We start from the raw sequence: 19,673 nt of genomic DNA on the forward strand, positions 1-19,673 counted from the left end.
AAATTTAGTTTGAATGCGTAATTACTAGGCCAAGTTAATATGTAGAAGGGCACTTTTGCCCTTTTTTCTATACCTGCTGAACCGGATGAAAAAGCTTTGATACCTGTTCTTTTACTTCTTCTTCGCTCGGATGGATATCAAAAACAATTTCAGGTTTCAGATAAAACAATTCGTTTTCTTGCTTGAATTTTTCTTCGCCACCACCGGTAATGTTCAGCATGATCAGGTCATCTGCCTTTACCGTTCCGTTTTTGGCTGCGGCAATTAAAGTAGCGGTTGCCACCGCCGACGCCGGGTGAATGTCGTTACCCTCGGTTTCGAGGAAGAGTTTTCCGGCCTCTGCCGCTTCCTGGTTGGTTGCCAGAAGCACATCGCCGCCTGCATCCATCATGGCATCGTACAGGCCGCCGGTTATCGGGTACGGAGGTTTGCGGTTCGATAACACCTTGGCTACAATTTCTTCTACCTGCGTCCGTGCGTGATGATCGTCAAACGGAAGCATGGCTCTTGATCCGGCTTTCCATGCATCGTGGATCGGTTTAAACGGGAGGTTTTGCGAAACCATCAGTTTCATTTTGTTGGAACCAAAACGTCCGTCTTCAATTAAACGGAGGTTGGCTTCCCAGGCCGCAATCGCTCCTGTTCCGCTCCCAATGGCCTGAAAATAATAATCAGGAATACGTCCGATGGTAGTAGTGGCCGAAAGCATGGTTGTAGCCATTCCGTCGCGGCGTGCAACGTTTTTGGCTCCGCCTTCAGCTATAAATCCCGGAGTGGCCGCCACAATGTTCGATAAATGGATGGCATCGAAATAATCGCTGCCCGAGCGGCTGCAGATCAGTTTTACGCAATCGTTGATGGGTTGATCGAACCACAGCGCTTTGATGTTGTCTTCGGGAACACTTATTAAGAGCGGAATATTGTTATCGGAACAAACTTTAGCAAAGGCTCTTGATGTATTTCCTGCCGAAGCTACCACGAGAATCTTGTCCATATCATCGCCCATTCTTCCGCAAACCGAATACGCTTCCGTTTCTTTGAACGAACAAGTTTTCATGTTGGCGCCCTTTTCGGGCCAGTATCCGCTAAAGGTAATCCAAAGATTTTTGAGACCCAATGCCTGGGCAAGCCCTTCACTTTTGTAGGTTACAGGAGCAGAAGATCCTTCCAAAGTCCGGTTGATGGGTAACCAGTCGGCAAATTTGTACAAGCCCCACGAGTCGTCTTTTACTTCAATTTGCTTCTTCTCATACATCGCCCTGATGAGCGTTGGCTCCACTTCTCCCGGTGCATCCAGCAACCAACCGGTATCTTTAAAAGTTTTACCTGTTTTAATCGATTTTAGCTGGTACCCGGTTTTTTCAAAAGTTTTACTCATTGTCTCAAAATTGAACAGAGCACAAAAATAATATTTTGAGCGGGCTTTAAAATAACCTTTGGGCATTTTCGTGAAACAGGCGGCGAGGATTAATATAATGACTGCTAACCTTTTTTTATCAGCGAATTGAATGGTATGCGCAATCAATCCTTTATTTACACTGAACTGGCTGTGTTAAAGGTTTGGCTGTTTCGACCGCAGGAAAAGCGATACTTAACAGCTTTTTTTGTCCCCGTTCTTTGCTTATTTGGATTGATTATTTTTAGGGTTCTATGCTTTTAAAAATGAATGAGATACATTTATTTTAGGATGAGTAAGGAATTTCATGAAAAGCTTTACGTACACGGATCAAAACTAAACCATGAACTGGATAAAACTCGCAATTACTGCCTTTCGGATGATCATAGGCTGGCATTTCCTTTACGAAGGAATATCGAAATTGTTGGTAGAAAACTGGAGTGCCGCCTCTTATCTGGCGAATTCCACCGGGCCGTTTTCCGGATTTTATCACTGGATGGGGAGTTCAGACTTTTTGATGAGCGTTATTGATCCTTTGAATGTTGCCGGCTTGATACTGATCGGTCTTGGATTGTTTTTGGGACTTGCTGTCCGCGTTTCTTCTTGGTCCGGAATTCTTTTACTCCTGCTTTATTACTTTGCATATCCTCCGTTTGGCGGGACTTTTACTGCCGGCATGGAAGGAAACCTTTTTATCGTAAACAAAAATTTAATTGAAGCAATTGCCCTTGCAGTCCTGATTGTTTTGCCTGAAAATGGATGGGGCTTGCATGCTCTTTCATTCAAATTTAAAAAGGAAAAGAAAGAGGAAGCAGCGGCTAGTTATTCACGGCGGGAGGCGATTAAAAACCTGGCCACCATTCCTGCACTTGGAGTTCTGGGAATAGGAGCGCTTCGCGATCAGAAAACCTATGGAGTGGATGCACTTTCGGGAGCTACTGTTCAGATTGGCGGTGTTGACATCAAAGAATTAAAAAAAACTGTGCCGATGGGGAAAATCGGGCCACACGAGATTAGCCGTTTGGTGGCAGGGGGAAATTTAATCGGAGGCTGGGCTCATTCGCGCGATCTGCATTATGTGCCTTCTCTGTTCAGGGCGTACAACACCGAACGCAAAATCTTCGAAACCCTGATGTTGCTCGAAAAAACGGGTGTAAACACCATCAATATTGGTTTCCCGACGAATGAGCTGATGGCAAAATATAAGAAAGTTACGGGCAGTAAGATTAAAGTTATTTCGCAGGTTCATCCCGATATGGAGAAGAACGACTACTACGTAAACATCGATAAAGCAATTGATTTTGGGGTTGATATTGTCCAGGTGCAGGGAAATTGGTGCGACTGGCTGGTGCGCGACAATCGGTTGGATGTGATTGAAAAGATGCTGGATCGTATTCGCACTCAGGGATACACCGCCGGACTGGCCTCACACACGGTGGACTCGCTGATGACCTGCGAAGAAAACGGAATTATTCCGGACTACTACATGAAAACCATGCACCACGATAATTACTGGTCGGCGCATCCGCGTGAAAACCGTGTGCCTTTTGAAGTGGACGGTAAAAAGTACGCCGATCACAACCGGTTTCACGACAACTGTTTTTGCTTGTTTCCAGATAAAACTGTAGAATTTGTTGAACGGGCGAAGGTGCCGGTGATGGGATTTAAAGTACTGGCGGCAGGAGCCATTCAGCCCGAAGATGGTTTTGAATGGGCCTTTCGTAATGGTGCAGATTTTATTTGCGTGGGAATGTTTGATTTCCAGGTGGTGCAAAATGCAAACGTTACCAACGATGTGCTTGATAAATTGCAGGGACGTACACGTGCGTGGTACGGCTAGACAACAACCGGGTCTCAGAATAATTTACCATTCAGATGCGGACCTCTTACCGAGAAACCGAGTTTTTCATTTAAATTCTGAATAAAATGTGCTGCCAGTTTTGGCGATTCTTCTTCGATATTTTGATGCACAAAAAAGTAAAGATTTTCAAGTCCGTTTTCAACCCAATCTTCAATGCGTGTCACCCATTCGTCGAGGCGAGTGTAATCGGAAGAGTGATTCGCGCCGACATAACGAATAAAGGCTGACGGTGTTGTTAGCCGCATGTGAAGCATGTCGCGCCTGCCGGCTGTGTCGACAATAATATTGGTGACATTATTTTCTTCCAGAAAAGCATAAAGTTCGCTGCTGATCTTTTCATCGTCGAACCACGATTGGTTTCTTAGTTCAACAGCCAACGGAATCCCCACGGGAAAAGAAGTGACGAATTCTTTTAAATACTTGAAATCTTTGTAGGTAAAATTATCATTCAGCTGCAAAAATACCATTCCCAGTTTCGACTCAAAATTGCTGATGTGCAGGCAAAATTCATCTGCAAGGTATTTTACATCCCTTAAGCGTTTAAAATGGCTGATCGTTCTGGTTATCTTCGGAAAGAATTTAAAATCATCCGGAGTTTTTCTGTGCCAGGCAGTAACCTGCTCAACTCGTGGAGTGCCATAAAAGGAGGCATTTAATTCAATGCTGTTGAATTGTGATGCGTAATAAGCCAATTCATCTCTAATCCCTTTTGGATAAAATCCCTTTAACTCTGTTCTGTTCCATTTGGCGCAACCAACGTATACCTCAGGTTTTCCGTTTTTTCCCGCCTGTTTCAACACTTTCTCCGTGTCTTTGTGGTCCGGGGGGAGCTCAAAGTTAACCTCCGAGAGATTATCAACATTTCCAAAAATCATTCCGCGCGTTTTTAAATTCTGTAAGAACAAAATTCGCGCTTATTTAACTCAAACGCAAATTTCCGGAAATGTTGATATGTAAAAGATAACTGGTTATCAATTATTTATTGTTAATCTGAAATTTGCTAACGTCGTCTTCCTCTTTCGGGTACTTTGTTAAATCTACGGTTCATTTTGTGTTCGCCATCCACATAAATTTCCATCACATAACGTCCTTCTTCCAGGTGTCGCAGGTCCAGGCCGGTTTGCGCATCTTTAATGTTGGTAAATTCATGGGTTTCGATGTACCCGCCGTCTTTTGTGATTCTGATTTTTAGTGTTGATGGTTTGTTGGTTGTGGTGTACACGGTGGCGTAATCGCGAACCATGCGCGGATAAATATTCACCGAAAGATGAGGAACCGATGGATCGACTTTTGTTTCATTATCGGCTCTGAATGCATAAAACTGTCCGTTTCCGCAGTCGCTTTCAAACAAATGAACGAGGTTTCCTTCGGTGTCTTTCAAACGAAGCCGTCCGTAACCGGCTTGTGCCAGAAACCAGAATTCCAGCCCATCTCCGGCGGTGTCAACCAGCTGCATGTAATAGTTTCCTTCAGGAAGCTGGATTGTATCGAGATAGGTGGTCGCAGAGTCAAGCATTTCAGGAGTTTTGGCATATACTGTGTCGTATTCGCTGTTCACAATATAAAGCGAGTTGTCTTTTGGGCGATTGTTGGTCATAAAATCAACCACAAATGTTGATGGAATCTTAGGAATGTCTTCGAAACTTGCTTCAAGACTGTTGTCTGCATCCCATTCGTCAGCCACACCGTTCGGATCGGTAAGTGTTACTGCGAAAGTGTTGGTGCCGGGATTGGCATCTATTTCTCCGGGCAGGGTAATTACAGCGCCTTCATAAAAGCCGAGGTTGCCTTCCCATTTGTAGGTTTTTTCTGCAAACCCCACTGTTTTGTAGACAATGTCGAGGCTGGTCAGGTCCTGTTTCCCCAGGTTTCTGATTTTTATGATCGGACTGAATCCTCTCGGATTAAAACGGTTGTAATTGTCTTTACTGTTGGGCGCAATAATTTCTTCGATAATTACGTCGTTCGTGTGGTTGGGCTCTCCGTATTGGAAAAAATAGGAAGTGATCTGCTCTTTGGGCTGATCGATATTATTGGCGGTGAGTGGCTCCATGTTCAGATCGAGGGTGTGTTTCGATTTGGAGAGCTGAATGTCGATTACATCGGGCACTTGCAAATCGCCGGGGCACCAATAGGCGCGGTCAAAGATCCACGTTCCGCCCTGCGGGTAAAGTGGGTTATTTCCACAGTCTTTCCACATATCGCGATGATCAACCACCTGGTCATCAAAAACTAGCTCGCGCCAGCGGCTGCAAAACTCGCTACATCCACTGGGTTCGTCCATTCCATGCCCCGTATGTTGAATCCGGAATCTTCCAAAAGCTGCATTTTTAGCTGTTTTAACTTTTATTGGAGTTAACTGCGTTTCGATGTTGTTGGCCGGGTTTCCGTATTGATAGTTTCCGTCCCACATTTTCTGAACGGTAATAAAGTCAGCTACCTGAGGGCCATACGTGATGTCGAAATCAATACTCAGGTCCCAGCCTAGCTCCGGTGATTCGTATCCCGAGTGAATGTATTCCAGTTCCACGCTGTCGCGCAAAAAGGTCTGAAAGTCGGTAACGTCGATGCTCCAGGTAAAGCTCCATCCCTCTTTAAAATTGCTTCCGTAGGGTGTTAGCATGCGGCCGATTTCAAAATTTACTGCTTTGCCGTTCTTCCCGCCCTGACGCAGAATTTTTACGCGGTCCATGTAGTCCCAGTGTGCAATCGCCCTGTCTTCAGGATATGCCAGGGTGAGATTCATAACCACCCGCCGAACGTTTTCACTGGCTGAAGGAAATTTGCCCCAGTTGACAAAGCTTTTCACTCCTTGCGAAGGATCGGTGACTATGGTTACTTTGTCGAACACTTTAACATTGGAAGGTTGGGAGAAAGCGAATTGTCCGCAAAACAGGACAATGAGCAGAAGGATAAGTTTCTTATTCATCAGACTTGAATGTTTTCAATGGTTTTTATTTCGAAAGGATGAGTTGAATATCTTGTTGTGCATTGTTGCCGGTCGTAACAGCGAATGTTTTGTCGACGTTTTGTTCCGGATTGCTGACCAAAAACTGGTAGCTTGTATTTTTCTTCAACTTAAATTGAAGGAAGTGATTCAGGTCGTCGGTTTTGCGTGGAGAATATCCAAAATTAACGTTCTCGCCGTCTTTTTGAACATCTACCCGGCAGCTCAGACGCGACTCACTGGAACTTGTGTTTTCGTCGGCAAAAACAACCACGTTGACCAGCAGTTCATCTTCGGCAAGCTGGCTGTTTTGTACTGATTTCTCGTACAAATCGATGTAGCGTTGAGTAACGTTGTGTCCCCAAATATAAGGCTTCACTTCCTGAGCCCGTTGTTTCATTCGTTGGTAACGCGGGCGCATCTCTTCGGGGAGTTTGGAAAGGTCTACCACGTTGGCAACATATGGGCCGTCGACTGCCGCATAATAAGGAAGTCCGGTTGGTTTATAAGACGTGGCATAGATCCAGTGGAGCATGTTATCGGGATCGGCCTTGCCTGCATCTGCCACAAACCACGATTGATCCAAGGTGTCTACATAATATTCGATAAACTTCCAGTCTCCGTCGATCCATACTTCGCTCCAGGTGTGATTGCCTTTGTAGTTGGTCCACATGGCAGTTCCGGCCAGGCGCGATGGGATTCCCACGGCCCGGTAGGCATCGGTGAGTAAAATGGAGAGTCCGGTGCAGGTTGCCATGTGTTCCTTCATGGCCTGTAACGGACTTATATCGACCCGCGAACGATTGGTGTTGTACTCTACATCCACTTCTTTGGGAATGTTGTGTGCAATGTCCATCAAAACTTCCACCATATCGTCTTTCCCTTTTGCATATTTCGAAAAGCGTTCGTAAAAGCCGGGTCTCCAGCGATCCCTGTCTTCCGAAATATTGGCGTAGGGCAACACTTCATTCAAAAAAACAGAATCGGGTAAAGCTGCGCACCAGGGGAATTCCTTGCGGGCTTTATACGCATATTCGTTGTTCTCGAGCAGAAAATCAGCGGTTAAAGTGGTCAGGTCGCGCTCGGGCATGTAGCTGATAAGAAAGGCCATTCCTTCTTTCTCTTCTGAAGGAGCGTCGGTAAGGGCCTTCTGCAATTCTGTCGCATTTTCACCGGCTTTTACCAAAGCCGAATCAAGCAGGGTATAATATTCTTCTGGAATTCCGGGGTACTTCGACTGACAGGCAATCGCCAGCATAACAGTCGCAACGAGTAGTAGCAGCTTATTCATCTTTTTGAGTTATTAAAATATTTTAATAATAAACAAAACTAACACAAAAAAATGAACAATAAACTTGTGGAGGGAAAAAATCCCTGAAAAAATGAAGGGAGTGAATGAATGAAGCCGGCTGATAATTAAATGATTAATCGGCCGGCTTATTACGTATTAATGAGATAAAGGTCGGTGTCCGTTTCTTAAATCAAACCGTTGTCGATGAGTTGCTGAAACATCTCGTTGAGCGATTCGTCTACAGAGCGGTAATTCATTTTCAGTTCGTTGATGCTTTTTGAATTATCCGCTACAAAAGGGAGCCCCATGTTGCGTGAAATGTATTTTCGTGTCACGGCTTTGTTGATCATTGGTCCCATCAACCAGATCAGCCATTTGGGCATTTCCTTTTTCGGGATGGGGTATTTGTCGCCGTATTTGGGTTGAAGGGCTTTGGCCATGTCGATAAACCAGGTATTGTGGCCTGAAATGATGTAACGGCCACTTGCGTCGGGTTTAAATCCGGCCAAAAAATGTGCCTCGGCTACATCGCGTACATCCACCAAACCCATGCCCAGTTTGGGAGCACCCATTTTGAGTTTGCCATCGCCAAAGGGCTGGATGATCCGGAAACTCTCGGAAGTAACCTGCGTGGGGTTAATTGCCGGGCCAATCACCAGGCTGGGATTTATCACCACCAACTCCCACTGCAGTTGTTCTTCACAAATTTTCCAGGCTTCTTTTTCTGCCAGTGTTTTGGAATACGAGTAAGGTTGGTGTTCGAGCGAAGAACTGGTGTTCCATACTTCTTCAGTAAAAACCTTGCCGGGAGCGTGGTTCAGGTCGGCATTGTCGCCATAAATGGCAGCCACGCTGCTGGTAAGAACCACCCGCTTCACCGATTCCGTTTGGTTGGCTTGTTCCAGTACATTGCGGGTTCCCAGTTTGGCCGGGTTGATGAGGTCTTTCTGCGGATCTTTTACATCGGTAACAAAGGGCGATGCCGTGTGGAAAACCAGCTCACAACCGGTCATAGCTTCGGCATACGATCCTTCTTCGAGTAAATCGGCCCTGAAATAGCGGATCTCACCCGGTGTGTTTTGGGCAATCCCGTCGAGGTATTTTAGTTTTTCCTTATCGTCCGGATTCCGAACTGCTGCATGCACCGTTAATCCTTCTTCAAGAAGTTTTTTTACCAGCCAGCCTGCCACATAACCGGTGGCACCGGTAACCAGTACGGGTTTTGATTTATCGATCGTCTTCATAATCTATTGGTTCATAAAGTTAGTTTTCTATGCCGTAACGGGGCTTGTCCGGAAAATTCGTTGCCCCTAAGAATTTTGTTTGCAAGTATAGTTTTACTTGATCTAATAATCCCTGATTCATCATTAATAAAATGTAAAATCAACCTTTCTTTTGGCATTAAAGATGCTTAAGAGGATAAAATTCGATAGCCTTGCGACACCTATAATATTTACCAACTAAAAAACCGAAATATGGCCATTAACCGACGGAGATTTCTCTTGAACGGGGCATTGGGTCTTGGTGGGCTCATTGTTGCTGAGAGAACTTACGATTTTTTTTCAGAGAGTAAAGCAAAGGCGAAGATACTGATTGTGGGGGGAGGTGCTGCCGGAATAACCATGGCCGCCTACCTTACCGATAAGTTGCGAACGCCTGATATTACCATTGTTGAGCCCAACGAAACACATTTCTACCAACCGGGCTATACCTTGATTGCATCGGGAACTTTTTCTCCCGAGCAGGTCACAAGATCTACCGAAAAGCTGATTCCCAGAGGCGTGAAGTGGATAAAAGATTCGGTGGCCGAACTGGTGCCGGATGCCAACTATGTAAGCACAAAGAAGAGCGGGAAGATTGATTATGACTTTTTGGTACTGACACCGGGTTGTCAGATGAACTTCGATTTGATTGAAGGAATTTCGCGTGAAACGCTGGGCGAAGGAAACGCGCACTGCATCTACGATTACCAGGGAGCCATAAAATACCACCGGGCCATGGAGAAACTTACCTCCGGCCGCAAAGATGCCCGCCTGGTGTTTACCGACACCTACACAAAACTGAAATGCGGCGGCGCGCCTAAAAAGATCTGTTTGATTACCGAAGATTTTCTGCGTGACAAAGAGATCCGGGACGGGTTTGATATTCAGTATTTCGGGAATTCGACCAACCTGATGACGCCCGTGGTTTTTGGTGACCGCCTTCAGGAAATTTATGATGAACGAAACATTGGGATATCTTACAAACACCGCTTGGTATCGGTGGATACTTCAGCAAAAAAGGCTGTTTTTCAGCAGATAGAGGAAGCTACGCTGGCTCCTTTGCCGGTGGACGATACAAAATTGATCACGGTGGATTATGATTTGCTTCATTTTATCCCGCCGATGAGTGCGCCCGATTTTGTGAAAAATTCTCCGCTGGCCATAACAACAGGCGATTTGCGTCACGGTGGCTGGGCCGATGTAGACAATGCCACACTGGTTCATACGCATTATAAAAACATTATGGTGGTTGGCGATGCGGGCGGACTGCGTACCAGCAAAACAGGGGCGGCCATTCGCATGCAGGCCCCGGTGGCTGCTGCCAACCTGGTTTCGATTATGGAAGGCAACGAGCCCGAAGAAACGTACAACGGTTACTCTGCGTGTCCGATCGTAACGGAGTACGGAAAGGTGCTGATGTGTGAATTTGGTTACGAGAAAGAGCTGATGCCAACCATTCCGTGGCTGGACCCTGCGGTAGAGCGCGGAATGTGGTGGATGTTGAAAGTGCACGGGCTGGAGCCAATGTACTATCATGGCATGTTAAAAGGCCTGATGTAACCGATGCCGCGATCTGCTTGCCAGACTTTACTTTGCCAGAATAATGATGTCTTTGGGGGCTAATACGTTTTGGGAATAGCCCTTCAGAGCTGAATTTATCATGGCTTTGCCCACCTGCGTGGTATCGACCACCGAGTGGGGAGAAAAGAATTTTACAAGGTTTACGAGCCAGAGAAAATAGTCGTACAAAAACTGGTAGGCTTTGGTGCGTGATTTTATGCCCCGTTTGGGGATAATCATTCCCGGGCGGAACATGTAGGCTTGCTTAAAACCAAGGCCGATGAGATCGTTTTCGGTTTTGCCTTTTACGCGGGCCCACATGCTTCTCCCTTTTTCGGTTGAGTCGGTGCCAACACCCGAAACATAGTTGAAGGTCATGTCCGGATTCAAGGTACGAAGTACCCGGGCCAGTGCCAGGGCGAAATCGTAGGTTACCCGCTGGTAATCGGCTTCATTCATGCCCACAGAGCTCACTCCCATGCAAAAGAAGCAGGCATCGTAGCCTTCCAGTTCGGATTGTATAGCTGTGAAATCGGCAAAATCACGATGAATCACTTCCTTTAATTTCGGATGCTGAATTCCGAGCGGGTTTCGGTTGATGACCAAAACCTCCGTAACGGCTTCATGATCGATGCACTCCAGAAGAACACCCTTTCCTACCATGCCGCTTGCGCCGGTTATTATTGCTTTCATCTTATTCCGGTTTTAGTGTTATGAAAGGCATTTCGCTGATGGTTCCCACGCGCATCGGAGGGCCGTAAGCGCCTGCGCCCTGCGATACATAAATATGGGTTCCTTTGTAGTTAAATAATCCTTTGTTGTATTTGAAAAACAAAGGAATGAGCAGGTTTATCGGGAACAATTGTCCGTTGTGCGTATGCCCGGCCAGGTAAAGATCCACGCCGTGTTGGTTGGCATACTCAATTCCGTCGGGGCTGTGGTGAAGCAGAACGGTTGGCGGCCCATCAAAAATATTCAGCTGATTAAGTGTCGATTCGATGGTGGGTCGTTTGGCGGTTGGGTTTTTGCGGTTGTCGCCCCGCATGTGGTTGAGCCCGATAATCTGCAGCTCGCCAAAATGTGTTACCTCATTTTCAAGCACGTTTACTCCTATTTCCCTCAGTTTTGCTTTTACCTCCTCGGCGCCGGAGTATCCGTCGTGGTTTCCTTTCACAAAATAAACGGGTGCAGAAAGTTTGGTCAGCGGCTCAATGCTGGCTTTGTTTAGCCGTATTTTCCCGTCAAACAAATCTCCGGTAATAAATACCACGTCAGGTTTCTGCTCATTGGTTTTATCTACAATCTTTTGCAGTGTTTTGGGTCCCCAGAAATGCCCGATATGGATGTCGGACAAATGCATGATGCTTACTTCTTTTTTCAGACCCTTTACCGGAATCTCAATTTTTGTGATTCTCTTGTAAGTCGCGTTCCAGATGCCCAGCGTTGTAACCAGCACAGCCAGCGCCAGTGACGAAATGCCAAGAATCCGGGGCGATAGTTTTGCGAATACACTCAGCAGGTGGATGGCCAGAGCAGATAAAACAAGATACAACATGAAGCCCATAAGAATGGATGCTGCGCTGTAGGCCAGGTTGGCAAATCGCGATTCAGCGTTCGAAAAAGCCACAATTCCGGCGATCATAAAAACGGTGATTGCACCAAAAGTAAGGTATAAAAACCTGGAGCTTTTCAGGTCGAAACAGAACGTGAATCGCCGGGCCAGATAAATGTTGGCGCTTATGAGAATGGTCAGAAAAATAATCAGAAATAATATTGGAAAGAAATTTCTCATTGTTGTATTGTTTTCAGTTGTCTGGATTAAAACGCTGCAATTTAATCAAACTTTGATCATTATAGGTTAATCGAATGTGAATACAGAAGCAGGCTTGTTGCAGAGAAAGTTTGCTGGCATTGCGGTACAAGGTCCACTGTTGTAGGGTCTTGTTGAACAAAAACGCCCGAAAATCCTTATCTTGAAGATATAATCTAAATCGACAGCAATGAATGTATTCCGACTTTTGATTTTTGGATCTCTTTATTTCTTTTTGATCGGTAGCGTTTGCGCTCAGGATGGACAGGCGCTTTATCAGCAAAACTGTGCTCAATGTCATGGCGCTGATCTGAATGGCGGAAATGCCACCAGTCTTGTAGATGGTATCTGGCAGTTTGGGGCCGAGGATGGCTACATCTACCGAAACATAAAATTTGGGATTTCGCATTTGGGCATGCCTTCGTACGAGAAGACCTTAAGTGATGTGGAAATCGGCGCGATTCTGAAATATATCCGGAGTTCAGAAAAAAATGCCGGAGCTGAACGGCCTCCTGTTGTAAAAGAACTGGAGACGATGGATTATTTTATGAACGTGGATGTTTTTGCCGAAAATCTTGAGGTTCCGTGGGCGATTGATTTCATCGATGCGAGTACAGCTTTGATCACCGAGCGGCCCGGTCGTTTACGAATCGTAAAAAACGGCGTTCTGCAGAAGGAAGCGGTAAGAAATACTCCGGAAGTGTTGAACGAAGGGCAGGGTGGTTTGCTGGATGTGGCAGTGGATCCGGATTACAGTGAAAACGGATGGATCTATCTGGCCTACAGTCATGCTTTGAACAATGTTGAGGGAGCCGAGCGTCCTCCCGCGATGACACGTATTGTTCGCGGAAAGATCAGCGATAATACCTGGGTGGATCAACAGGTACTGTTTGAAGCGCCGCACGAAACTTACCGGACAACACGCCATCATTACGGCTGTCGCATAGTTTTCGATCCCTGGGGATATCTTTATTTTGCCATTGGCGAGCGGGGAACCGATGTTCATGCGCAGGATATTACACGGCCCAACGGAAAGGTGCACCGGATTTACAAAGACGGAACTGTGCCTGTCGATAATCCGTGGTTTAATGAAGAGAATTCAATTAAATCGCTGTATTCGCTGGGTAATAGGAATATTCAGGGCATGGCCATTCATCCGGAAACCGGTCAGCTGTGGGCGACCGAACACGGCCCGATGGGCGGTGATGAACTGAACCTGATTGAAGCGGGGAAAAATTACGGCTGGCCCGTTATTACCTATGGATTGAATTATAATGGAACCATTGTTTCGGAATATACCCGCAAGCCGGGATACGAGCAGCCTGTGTTCTACTGGAAACCTTCTACTGCTGTTTGCGGACTCGACTTTTACCGCGGCGACTTGTTTAAAAAGTGGAAAAACAAATTGCTGGTAGGGGCTTTGAAATACGAGGAAGTAAGTTTGCTGGATATTGAAGGCGACCGTGTGATGCACGAAGAGGTGATTGTGAAAGGACAGGGGCGTGTCCGCGATGTTTCTACCGGACCCGATGGCGCCATTTATGTGGTTCTGAATAAACCTGATATAGTGATTCGTCTGACTCCGAAAATGGAGTAATTGATTTTTAGATGATATAAAAAATTCGTCTTTAGAATTTTTGCTCCGGTGATGACCTCGAAGCGTGTTCTGAAGACGGATTTCTGTTTTATATCTGAATAAGTTACTTGAATGCTTTCTCCAGCCGGTTTAATGCTTCTTCCAATATACTTCTCGGGCAACCAATGTTGATGCGAAGCCAGCCATCGCCGCCGGTGCCAAACCTTCCACCATCGTTAAGTGCAAGCTGCGCCTGTTCGATGGTGAACTTCATCAGTTCATCGTTTTTCATTTGGTAATCGGAAAAATCGAGCCAAACCAGGTACGTGCCTTCAGGTTTCATCACTTTTACCCGGGGCAGATGCTTTTCCACAAAACTTTCGAGCAACAAGTAGTTTTCCCATAAGTAGCTCAGCATTTGGTCGAGCCAGCTGTCGCCATGGGTGTAGGCTGCTTCCAACGCAATTGATCCGAATATATTGCCCATTCCCAGATGTCCCACTCCCAGATGCCTTTCGTAACGGGCAAACTTGGTTTTATTGGGAATGATTACGAGCGAAGAAGATAGTCCGGCAACGTTAAATGTTTTGCTGGGGGCCATGGTGATCATGCAGTTCTCTTTTATTTCGTCGGAAATAGTGGCAATCGGAATGTGGCGGTTTCCTTCATAGATGAGATCGGAGTGAATTTCATCCGAAACAATCATGATCTTGTGTTCGAGGCAAAGGTTTGCTAATCCTTCCAGCTCTTCGCGTGTCCACACCATGCCTCCCGGGTTTTGCGGATTGCAAAGCAACAGTAGTTTAGTATTGGAATCGATCTTGGCTTTCAGATCATCCAAATCGAAGGTATATCTGCCGTTTACCAGTTTTAACGGATTCTCGATCAGTTTGCGTTTGGTTCCCTTTACGCTGTCGAAAAACGGAAAATATACCGGCGGTTGAACTACCACGCTATCGCCTGGATTGGAGAACGTCTCAATTCCCATGGTAAGACCGGCCACTACGCCCGGGCTAAAAGAAATCCATTCTCGTTGAATTTCCCAGTCGTGTCTGCGTTTCATCCATCCCATGATCGCGTTAAAATAAGAGTCGGGTTTAAAGGTGTAGCCCAGTATCTCGTGCTGTGCTCGTTCCCTGATGGCTTCCATGATAAAATCGGGTGTGCGAAAATCCATGTCGGCCACCCAGAGCGGAAGCAGGTCGGGCGATTTGAAATAAGATCCCAGTGCGTCGTACTTTAGCGAGTTGGTGCCTTTTCTCTCTATAATTTCATCAAAATTGTATGTCTTCATGTTTTCCTTTTTCTGATCATTAACTGGCGTTCATTTTAGGCTCTTGGGGGAAGTTTTATTGTGAGGAGTAGGTGTCGTCCGACCGACTTTTTACACCTCGATGGGGCGAAGATAAACTAATTCACCCTCCTTTTCAACTTTCAATACAAAATTGAACCGGCTGAGTTGGGTGCAGAGATGGAAGTCGTTTTCGGGCGACCAGCTTTGTTTGGCAGGATCAAAAAAACGTGCGCCATTGCCTGCTTTAATGGTTTTTACCATTTCCGGGAAATTGTTTTCTCTGCCTTCCAATGCATTTTTAATGTATTGGGCGCACAGTGTGTCTTCGTCGGTAGGGCGCTGGCAGGCATAGCCCATGCATACGAGTGAAACGATAGCCGGATTTTTGGTGCGGATGTACCGGACTATAGCGTCGGCATTTACAAAGGCGCCCGTCAGAATTTCTTTAGCGTTGGTGGCGTTAACGATTCCCTGTGTCCCCGAGCTGGTAGTGTGAAGCATGGTTTTGGCAGTAAAGGTAGCGTTCATCAATTGAAAGGGAGAGTTTCCAAAATCGAAGCCCTCCGGTTTTTGCTCGTTTCTTTCTCCAACCAGCAGGAATTCCGGATGTTCGCTTTTCATTTGATAGGCCGTGGCAATTTCTCCCAGCGGGTAAATCTTTTCAATGCCTTTGTCGATGGCAAAGCACGCTGTCGAGAATGCCCGGAAGACATCAATAATTACCGTAATTCCTTCGGCAATTCGCGCTCCTTCAATTAGTTGAAGTATGTTGATCTTCATCGTTTTTATTTGAATGTAATCTTAATAAAAATTATTTAACAATAAAATGAATAATTTGGCATGATAATTGATAGGAGCCGGCCCTTATTGCTACAAAAAGCCTTTTGTTATTGACATCCAGAAATTTGACAAAAAATCCAATCAAGATTCAACGTTAATTTTACATTTAATTTTCCGGTTTTAAAATATGTTTTACAGCATTTATGTTGAAAAACATATAAATTTGTCCTGTCATTCAGAGTTAAACTTAAAATTGAATGGTTATGAAAACAATTAAATTTTTATTTACAGTATTGGCAGTGGCAATTGTAGCAGTTGCATCTGCGGTTGAAAAACCAAAAATGGATGTTGTTCCCTTGACTCCGGACAGAGCAGTTGTTTCGATCTTAAATAACAAAGAAGCGATGTTTGAGTTAAGCATTAAGGCTGAGAATGGTGAGTTGGTGTACTACAAGCAATCGGCAAAGCCATTGAATTCGTACCAGAAAGTATTTGATTTTACTGAGCTTACAGATGGTAAATACACCATGAATCTGAAAGTGAACGATACCCGTTTGTCAAAAGAATTTGAAGTTGCATCGAACGGTATTTCGGTGGGAGAATCAAAACTGCGTTTCGATCCGTATTTTGCTTATGCAGACGATGTGTTGAAACTTTCGTACCTGAATTTTGATCAGGAGCACATGTCTTTGAACATTTATAATGAAAACGGTTTGGTTTACCAATCGAAGTTGGGTAAAGAATTCAACATGGTAAACGGATACGATCTTTCTGCACTGGAGAAAGGCAAATACGAAGTTGTATTAAGTTCTTCGAATAACGAGTACACATATAGTTTGGTAAAATAGTTCAGAAAATGTTATTGGTTTAGCAAGGCCGGGAATCGACAGATTACCGGCTTTTTTTTTGCCTGTTATTTTGTGTTGAAAAACGTCAAAAAAGAAAAGGCTGCCCTACTGACAGCCTTTTTAACCTAAACCAACTAAACCTAATAAACCACGGATTTACCAGAACAGTAAACCCGGATTGTCTTAAATATTTTCTTGTCTTGTTTACTTTCCTGATGCAAAGATAGGATTTTTTTTCGCAGATGAATGCACCTTCATGTAATCAGATGATAATTTAAAATTTAGGGAATGATTACATTTGCTGCAAATAAATTGAAAAATCTGTTATGAGCCGGTATTTATTTCTAATCATTTTTGTTCTGACGGTCTTGATTTCGGGCGCGCAACCCAAGTACGAATTCCGTGCTGTTTGGGTGGCAACTGTTGCCAATATAGACTGGCCTTCGAAACCGGGGTTGGATACTGAAACCCAAAAGGCAGAGGCAATTCGCATTTTGGATATGCACAAGGATTTGGGGATGAATGCAGTAATTCTGCAAATCAGGCCTTCCGGCGATGCTTTTTATCGTTCCGAAATCGAACCGTGGTCGAGATATTTGGAGGGAACACAGGGACAGGCTCCCAATCCGTACTACGATCCGCTGGAGTTTTGGATCAGTGAATGCCATGCACGGGGGATGGAACTGCACGCCTGGTTGAATCCTTACAGGATTACACAAAAAGTTAACGAGGAACTTTCTGCCAATCATATTGTATTTCAGCATCCGGAATGGGTTCTTGAGTATGGGAACAAATTATATTTTGACCCGGGAATCCCGGCCGTTCGAAGCTTTATTGCCGAGGTGGTGAAAGATATTGTAAAAAGATACGATGTGGATGCCATTCATATGGATGATTATTTTTATCCATATCCTACAAAAGAAGCCTTTCCTGATACAGCTTCTTTTCAGTTATACAGCCGTGGTTTTTTAGCTGAGAACATTGGCGACTGGCGCAGGGAGAATGTTGACATTACCATAAAAATGTTGAACGAAACCATTAAATCGGTAAAACCCTGGGTGAAATTCGGAATCAGTCCTTTTGGTGTTTGGCGGAATAAAGCCGATGACCCACGCGGATCGGAAACAAAAGCCGGTACAAGCAATTACGACGGGTTGTATGCAAACATTATCAAATGGCAGGAAGAAGGATGGATCGACTATTCGCTGCCGCAATTGTACTGGCACATTGGTATGCCTGCTGCCGATTTTGAAGTTCTGGCTCACTGGTGGTCAAATCATACATACGGAAGAGCGCTTTATATTGGGCAGGCGCCCTATCGCATCGATCCCGGATCGAATACCCCGGAGTGGACAGAGCCCGACCAATTGCCCAAACAGCTTCGCATGATTCATAGCATTCCCGAAATAGGCGGTTCCGCTTATTTTAGTTCGAAGAGCTTTAATAAAAATCTTTTGGGATTTCAGGATAGTCTGCGCCTCGACTTTTACAAGCACCCTGCCATTATTCCACCTATGCCGTGGCTCGATGCAATGCCTCCAAAGGCCATAACCAAATTGAAAAGATCGGGAAGAAAAGTAATGTGGAGCGTTGCTGAGGCTTCCGCTGAATTGGATAAACCCTGGCAATTTGTAGTTTACCGAAACGAAGTTGGGAAAAGCTTCGATCCTGAAAATAGCCAGAATATGTTCATTATTACAAAAGATAAGGAAATTAAATTCGACCGGATAAACCGGAAAAAGAAGAAATATGAAGTTCGTATTTCTGTGCTCGACAGGCTGAATAACGAAAGCCGGTTGTCGGTTCCGGTAACTGTAAAAATGTGACTTTTGTTTTTGTAAAAACTCATTTTCCGGTTACCTTTGATGCACCGCGGCCTGTAGCTCAGTTGGCAGAGCAGCTGACTCTTAATCAGCGGGTCCAGGGTTCGAATCCCTGCAGGCCGACAATTTATTTTCTCTTATCCCGGGGCCAACACCGAAAAAGGATACCACGGGAGATTTCTAAAAATCCAAAACGCGATCACTACAATTAAAATAATCCAGGGCGTTTGTTTTTTATACAACAGGTTGGGGAGGTTCCATCCGAAAAACCGGTTCAAAATCGAATAAACATAATGGTAAAGCACCAAAAGTGCTGCTGGTAGAAACAGGAAGTTATAACTAACCACACCGGCAATGTTCAAATGCAATAAACTGTGTAATGCCCGCTGCGAGCCGCATCCGGGGCAATAGCCACCCGTAATGGCATGAAACGGACATTGCGGAAACAATTGGGTCTTGCCTGGATCGAGCACAAAAAATACCACGGCCACTCCTAATATTAAAAGCAGCAAAACAAAATGGACTATTTTTTTCATGTATTATAAGTTCATTCCACCGAGCGAAATCCCGGCCAGAATACCAAATACAGACAGTAAAACAGCGATGGTTGCAAGTGCTAATCCACTGGCCAGTCCAATCCAGGCCCACATTTTGGCATTTTTACTGGCAATGCGGGCTCCTTCCAGGTCGCCGGCATTCCATTTGGAATTGACCTGTGCGGCAAAAACGATGGAGACAATACCTAGAATCTGGCAACAAAAAATTGTAACTAAAATTGCAAATACCAGATAGTTAGGAGGAGGAGTGCCCGGGTGTGAAACTTGTTCGTTCATAATGTATATGTTAATTGATCTTTTTTGGAAGATGCCTTTCAAAATTAAGTTAAGTAATTTTAAAAAAAAATAAATAATGCAAGATTGATTCGGACAAATTATAACGCATTATGAATTCTTGTATAAGTTCGTCGTCCGGTGGATGAAGCTACATCAGTACATTTTTCCATAGACTTTAAGTTTTGATGAAATGTCATTCTATAGTGTGGTATTTCTCTTTTTAGTTGAAAAATGAAAATGTGTTTTTATCCGGTGGTTTAATATGGTCTGTACGGTGTTTGACATCTCGGGAAAAGCCTTTAACACTTTATTAACAAAACAGGATTTAAACCTACTTCAGACAAAGTTGTCTTATTTGAAGTTGAATTAATTAAACAAATCAGAAAACAGAA

The 19,673-nt window shown here is 44.8% G+C and carries 16 protein-coding genes and 1 tRNA gene; 6 read left to right on the plus strand and 11 right to left on the minus strand.

Going from position 1 to position 19,673, the window contains the following annotated elements:
- Positions 1-67: 67 nt before the first annotated feature.
- Positions 68-1,378, minus strand: coding sequence for a cysteate synthase (locus tag MR764_RS05335; RefSeq protein WP_247978368.1), 1,311 nt, complete (start codon positions 1,376-1,378; stop codon positions 68-70).
- Between the two features lie 361 nt (positions 1,379-1,739).
- On the opposite strand from MR764_RS05335, the gene MR764_RS05340 reads away from it, so the two are divergent.
- Entirely contained in the window at positions 1,740-3,236 is a 1,497-nt protein-coding gene (locus MR764_RS05340) for a hypothetical protein (protein ID WP_247978369.1), read from the plus strand.
- Positions 3,237-3,250: 14 nt separating this feature from the next.
- On the opposite strand, the gene MR764_RS05345 is transcribed toward MR764_RS05340, so the two are convergent.
- From MR764_RS05345 to MR764_RS05360, 4 genes are all read right to left on the minus strand, one after another.
- Complete coding sequence (locus tag MR764_RS05345) at positions 3,251-4,132, minus strand: DUF72 domain-containing protein (RefSeq protein WP_247978370.1); 882 nt, start codon at positions 4,130-4,132, stop codon at positions 3,251-3,253.
- 125 nt (positions 4,133-4,257) lie between these two features.
- Positions 4,258-6,186: a peptide-N-glycosidase F-related protein gene (locus tag MR764_RS05350; RefSeq protein ID WP_247978371.1), complete on the minus strand. Its 1,929-nt coding sequence runs from the start codon at positions 6,184-6,186 to the stop codon at positions 4,258-4,260.
- A 25-nt stretch (positions 6,187-6,211) separates the two neighbouring features.
- On the minus strand, positions 6,212-7,495 hold the full coding sequence (locus MR764_RS05355) for a transglutaminase-like domain-containing protein (RefSeq protein ID WP_247978372.1): 1,284 nt from the start codon (positions 7,493-7,495) through the stop codon (positions 6,212-6,214).
- Positions 7,496-7,680: 185 nt separating this feature from the next.
- On the minus strand, positions 7,681-8,739 hold the full coding sequence (locus MR764_RS05360) for an NAD-dependent epimerase/dehydratase family protein (protein WP_247978373.1): 1,059 nt from the start codon (positions 8,737-8,739) through the stop codon (positions 7,681-7,683).
- Between the two features lie 231 nt (positions 8,740-8,970).
- Here MR764_RS05360 and MR764_RS05365 point away from each other — a divergent pair, with 231 nt between their 5' ends.
- Positions 8,971-10,317, plus strand: a complete 1,347-nt coding sequence (locus tag MR764_RS05365; protein WP_247978374.1) for an FAD/NAD(P)-binding oxidoreductase — start codon at positions 8,971-8,973, stop codon at positions 10,315-10,317.
- Positions 10,318-10,344: 27 nt separating this feature from the next.
- On the opposite strand, the gene MR764_RS05370 is transcribed toward MR764_RS05365, so the two are convergent.
- Entirely contained in the window at positions 10,345-11,010 is a 666-nt protein-coding gene (locus MR764_RS05370; protein ID WP_247978375.1) for an NAD-dependent epimerase/dehydratase family protein, read from the minus strand.
- 1 nt (position 11,011) lies between these two features.
- Complete coding sequence (locus tag MR764_RS05375) at positions 11,012-12,109, minus strand: metallophosphoesterase (protein ID WP_247978376.1); 1,098 nt, start codon at positions 12,107-12,109, stop codon at positions 11,012-11,014.
- A gap of 208 nt (positions 12,110-12,317) precedes the next feature.
- Between MR764_RS05375 and MR764_RS05380 the strand changes: the two genes are divergently transcribed.
- Positions 12,318-13,724: a PQQ-dependent sugar dehydrogenase gene (locus tag MR764_RS05380; RefSeq protein ID WP_247978377.1), complete on the plus strand. Its 1,407-nt coding sequence runs from the start codon at positions 12,318-12,320 to the stop codon at positions 13,722-13,724.
- A 103-nt stretch (positions 13,725-13,827) separates the two neighbouring features.
- Here MR764_RS05380 and MR764_RS05385 read toward each other — a convergent pair whose 3' ends face one another.
- Together MR764_RS05385 and MR764_RS05390 are read right to left on the minus strand one after the other, a co-directional pair.
- A complete protein-coding gene (locus MR764_RS05385; protein ID WP_247978378.1) occupies positions 13,828-14,997 on the minus strand; it encodes a PatB family C-S lyase in 1,170 nt (389 codons plus the stop codon).
- Between the two features lie 90 nt (positions 14,998-15,087).
- Entirely contained in the window at positions 15,088-15,777 is a 690-nt protein-coding gene (locus MR764_RS05390; RefSeq protein WP_247978379.1) for a 2-phosphosulfolactate phosphatase, read from the minus strand.
- Positions 15,778-16,040: 263 nt separating this feature from the next.
- Here MR764_RS05390 and MR764_RS05395 point away from each other — a divergent pair, with 263 nt between their 5' ends.
- The 3 genes from MR764_RS05395 (at position 16,041) to MR764_RS05405 (ending at position 18,571) form a co-directional block, all read left to right on the plus strand.
- Positions 16,041-16,625, plus strand: a complete 585-nt coding sequence (locus MR764_RS05395) for a hypothetical protein (RefSeq protein ID WP_247978380.1) — start codon at positions 16,041-16,043, stop codon at positions 16,623-16,625.
- A gap of 326 nt (positions 16,626-16,951) precedes the next feature.
- Complete coding sequence (locus MR764_RS05400) at positions 16,952-18,451, plus strand: family 10 glycosylhydrolase (RefSeq protein ID WP_247978381.1); 1,500 nt, start codon at positions 16,952-16,954, stop codon at positions 18,449-18,451.
- A gap of 47 nt (positions 18,452-18,498) precedes the next feature.
- Positions 18,499-18,571, plus strand: a tRNA-Lys gene (locus tag MR764_RS05405).
- A gap of 14 nt (positions 18,572-18,585) precedes the next feature.
- On the opposite strand, the gene MR764_RS05410 is transcribed toward MR764_RS05405, so the two are convergent.
- Entirely contained in the window at positions 18,586-18,984 is a 399-nt protein-coding gene (locus tag MR764_RS05410; protein ID WP_247978382.1) for a DUF2752 domain-containing protein, read from the minus strand.
- Positions 18,985-18,987: 3 nt separating this feature from the next.
- Positions 18,988-19,281 (minus strand): CD225/dispanin family protein, encoded by a 294-nt coding sequence (locus tag MR764_RS05415; RefSeq protein WP_247978383.1) that lies wholly within the window; start codon positions 19,279-19,281, stop codon positions 18,988-18,990.
- Positions 19,282-19,673: the final 392 nt, after the last annotated feature.

This window comes from Maribellus sp. YY47, assembly GCF_023111095.1.
Classification (GTDB): domain Bacteria; phylum Bacteroidota; class Bacteroidia; order Bacteroidales; family Prolixibacteraceae; genus Draconibacterium.

Bases quoted from the DNA above. Each gene is read 5' to 3' on its own strand.
- MR764_RS05355 (WP_247978372.1), bottom strand. From the start codon at position 7,495: ATGAATAAGCTGCTACTACTCGTTGCGACTGTTATGCTGGCGATTGCC.
- MR764_RS05375 (WP_247978376.1), bottom strand. From the start codon at position 12,109: ATGAGAAATTTCTTTCCAATATTATTTCTGATTATTTTTCTGACCATT.
- MR764_RS05415 (WP_247978383.1), bottom strand. From the start codon at position 19,281: ATGAACGAACAAGTTTCACACCCGGGCACTCCTCCTCCTAACTATCTG.
- MR764_RS05340 (WP_247978369.1), top strand. From the start codon at position 1,740: ATGAACTGGATAAAACTCGCAATTACTGCCTTTCGGATGATCATAGGC.
- MR764_RS05365 (WP_247978374.1), top strand. From the start codon at position 8,971: ATGGCCATTAACCGACGGAGATTTCTCTTGAACGGGGCATTGGGTCTT.
- MR764_RS05385 (WP_247978378.1), bottom strand. From the start codon at position 14,997: ATGAAGACATACAATTTTGATGAAATTATAGAGAGAAAAGGCACCAAC.
- MR764_RS05395 (WP_247978380.1), top strand. From the start codon at position 16,041: ATGAAAACAATTAAATTTTTATTTACAGTATTGGCAGTGGCAATTGTA.
- MR764_RS05370 (WP_247978375.1), bottom strand. From the start codon at position 11,010: ATGAAAGCAATAATAACCGGCGCAAGCGGCATGGTAGGAAAGGGTGTT.
- MR764_RS05400 (WP_247978381.1), top strand. From the start codon at position 16,952: ATGAGCCGGTATTTATTTCTAATCATTTTTGTTCTGACGGTCTTGATT.
- MR764_RS05390 (WP_247978379.1), bottom strand. From the start codon at position 15,777: ATGAAGATCAACATACTTCAACTAATTGAAGGAGCGCGAATTGCCGAA.
- MR764_RS05345 (WP_247978370.1), bottom strand. From the start codon at position 4,132: ATGATTTTTGGAAATGTTGATAATCTCTCGGAGGTTAACTTTGAGCTC.
- MR764_RS05350 (WP_247978371.1), bottom strand. From the start codon at position 6,186: ATGAATAAGAAACTTATCCTTCTGCTCATTGTCCTGTTTTGCGGACAA.
- MR764_RS05380 (WP_247978377.1), top strand. From the start codon at position 12,318: ATGAATGTATTCCGACTTTTGATTTTTGGATCTCTTTATTTCTTTTTG.
- MR764_RS05360 (WP_247978373.1), bottom strand. From the start codon at position 8,739: ATGAAGACGATCGATAAATCAAAACCCGTACTGGTTACCGGTGCCACC.
- MR764_RS05410 (WP_247978382.1), bottom strand. From the start codon at position 18,984: ATGAAAAAAATAGTCCATTTTGTTTTGCTGCTTTTAATATTAGGAGTG.
- MR764_RS05335 (WP_247978368.1), bottom strand. From the start codon at position 1,378: ATGAGTAAAACTTTTGAAAAAACCGGGTACCAGCTAAAATCGATTAAA.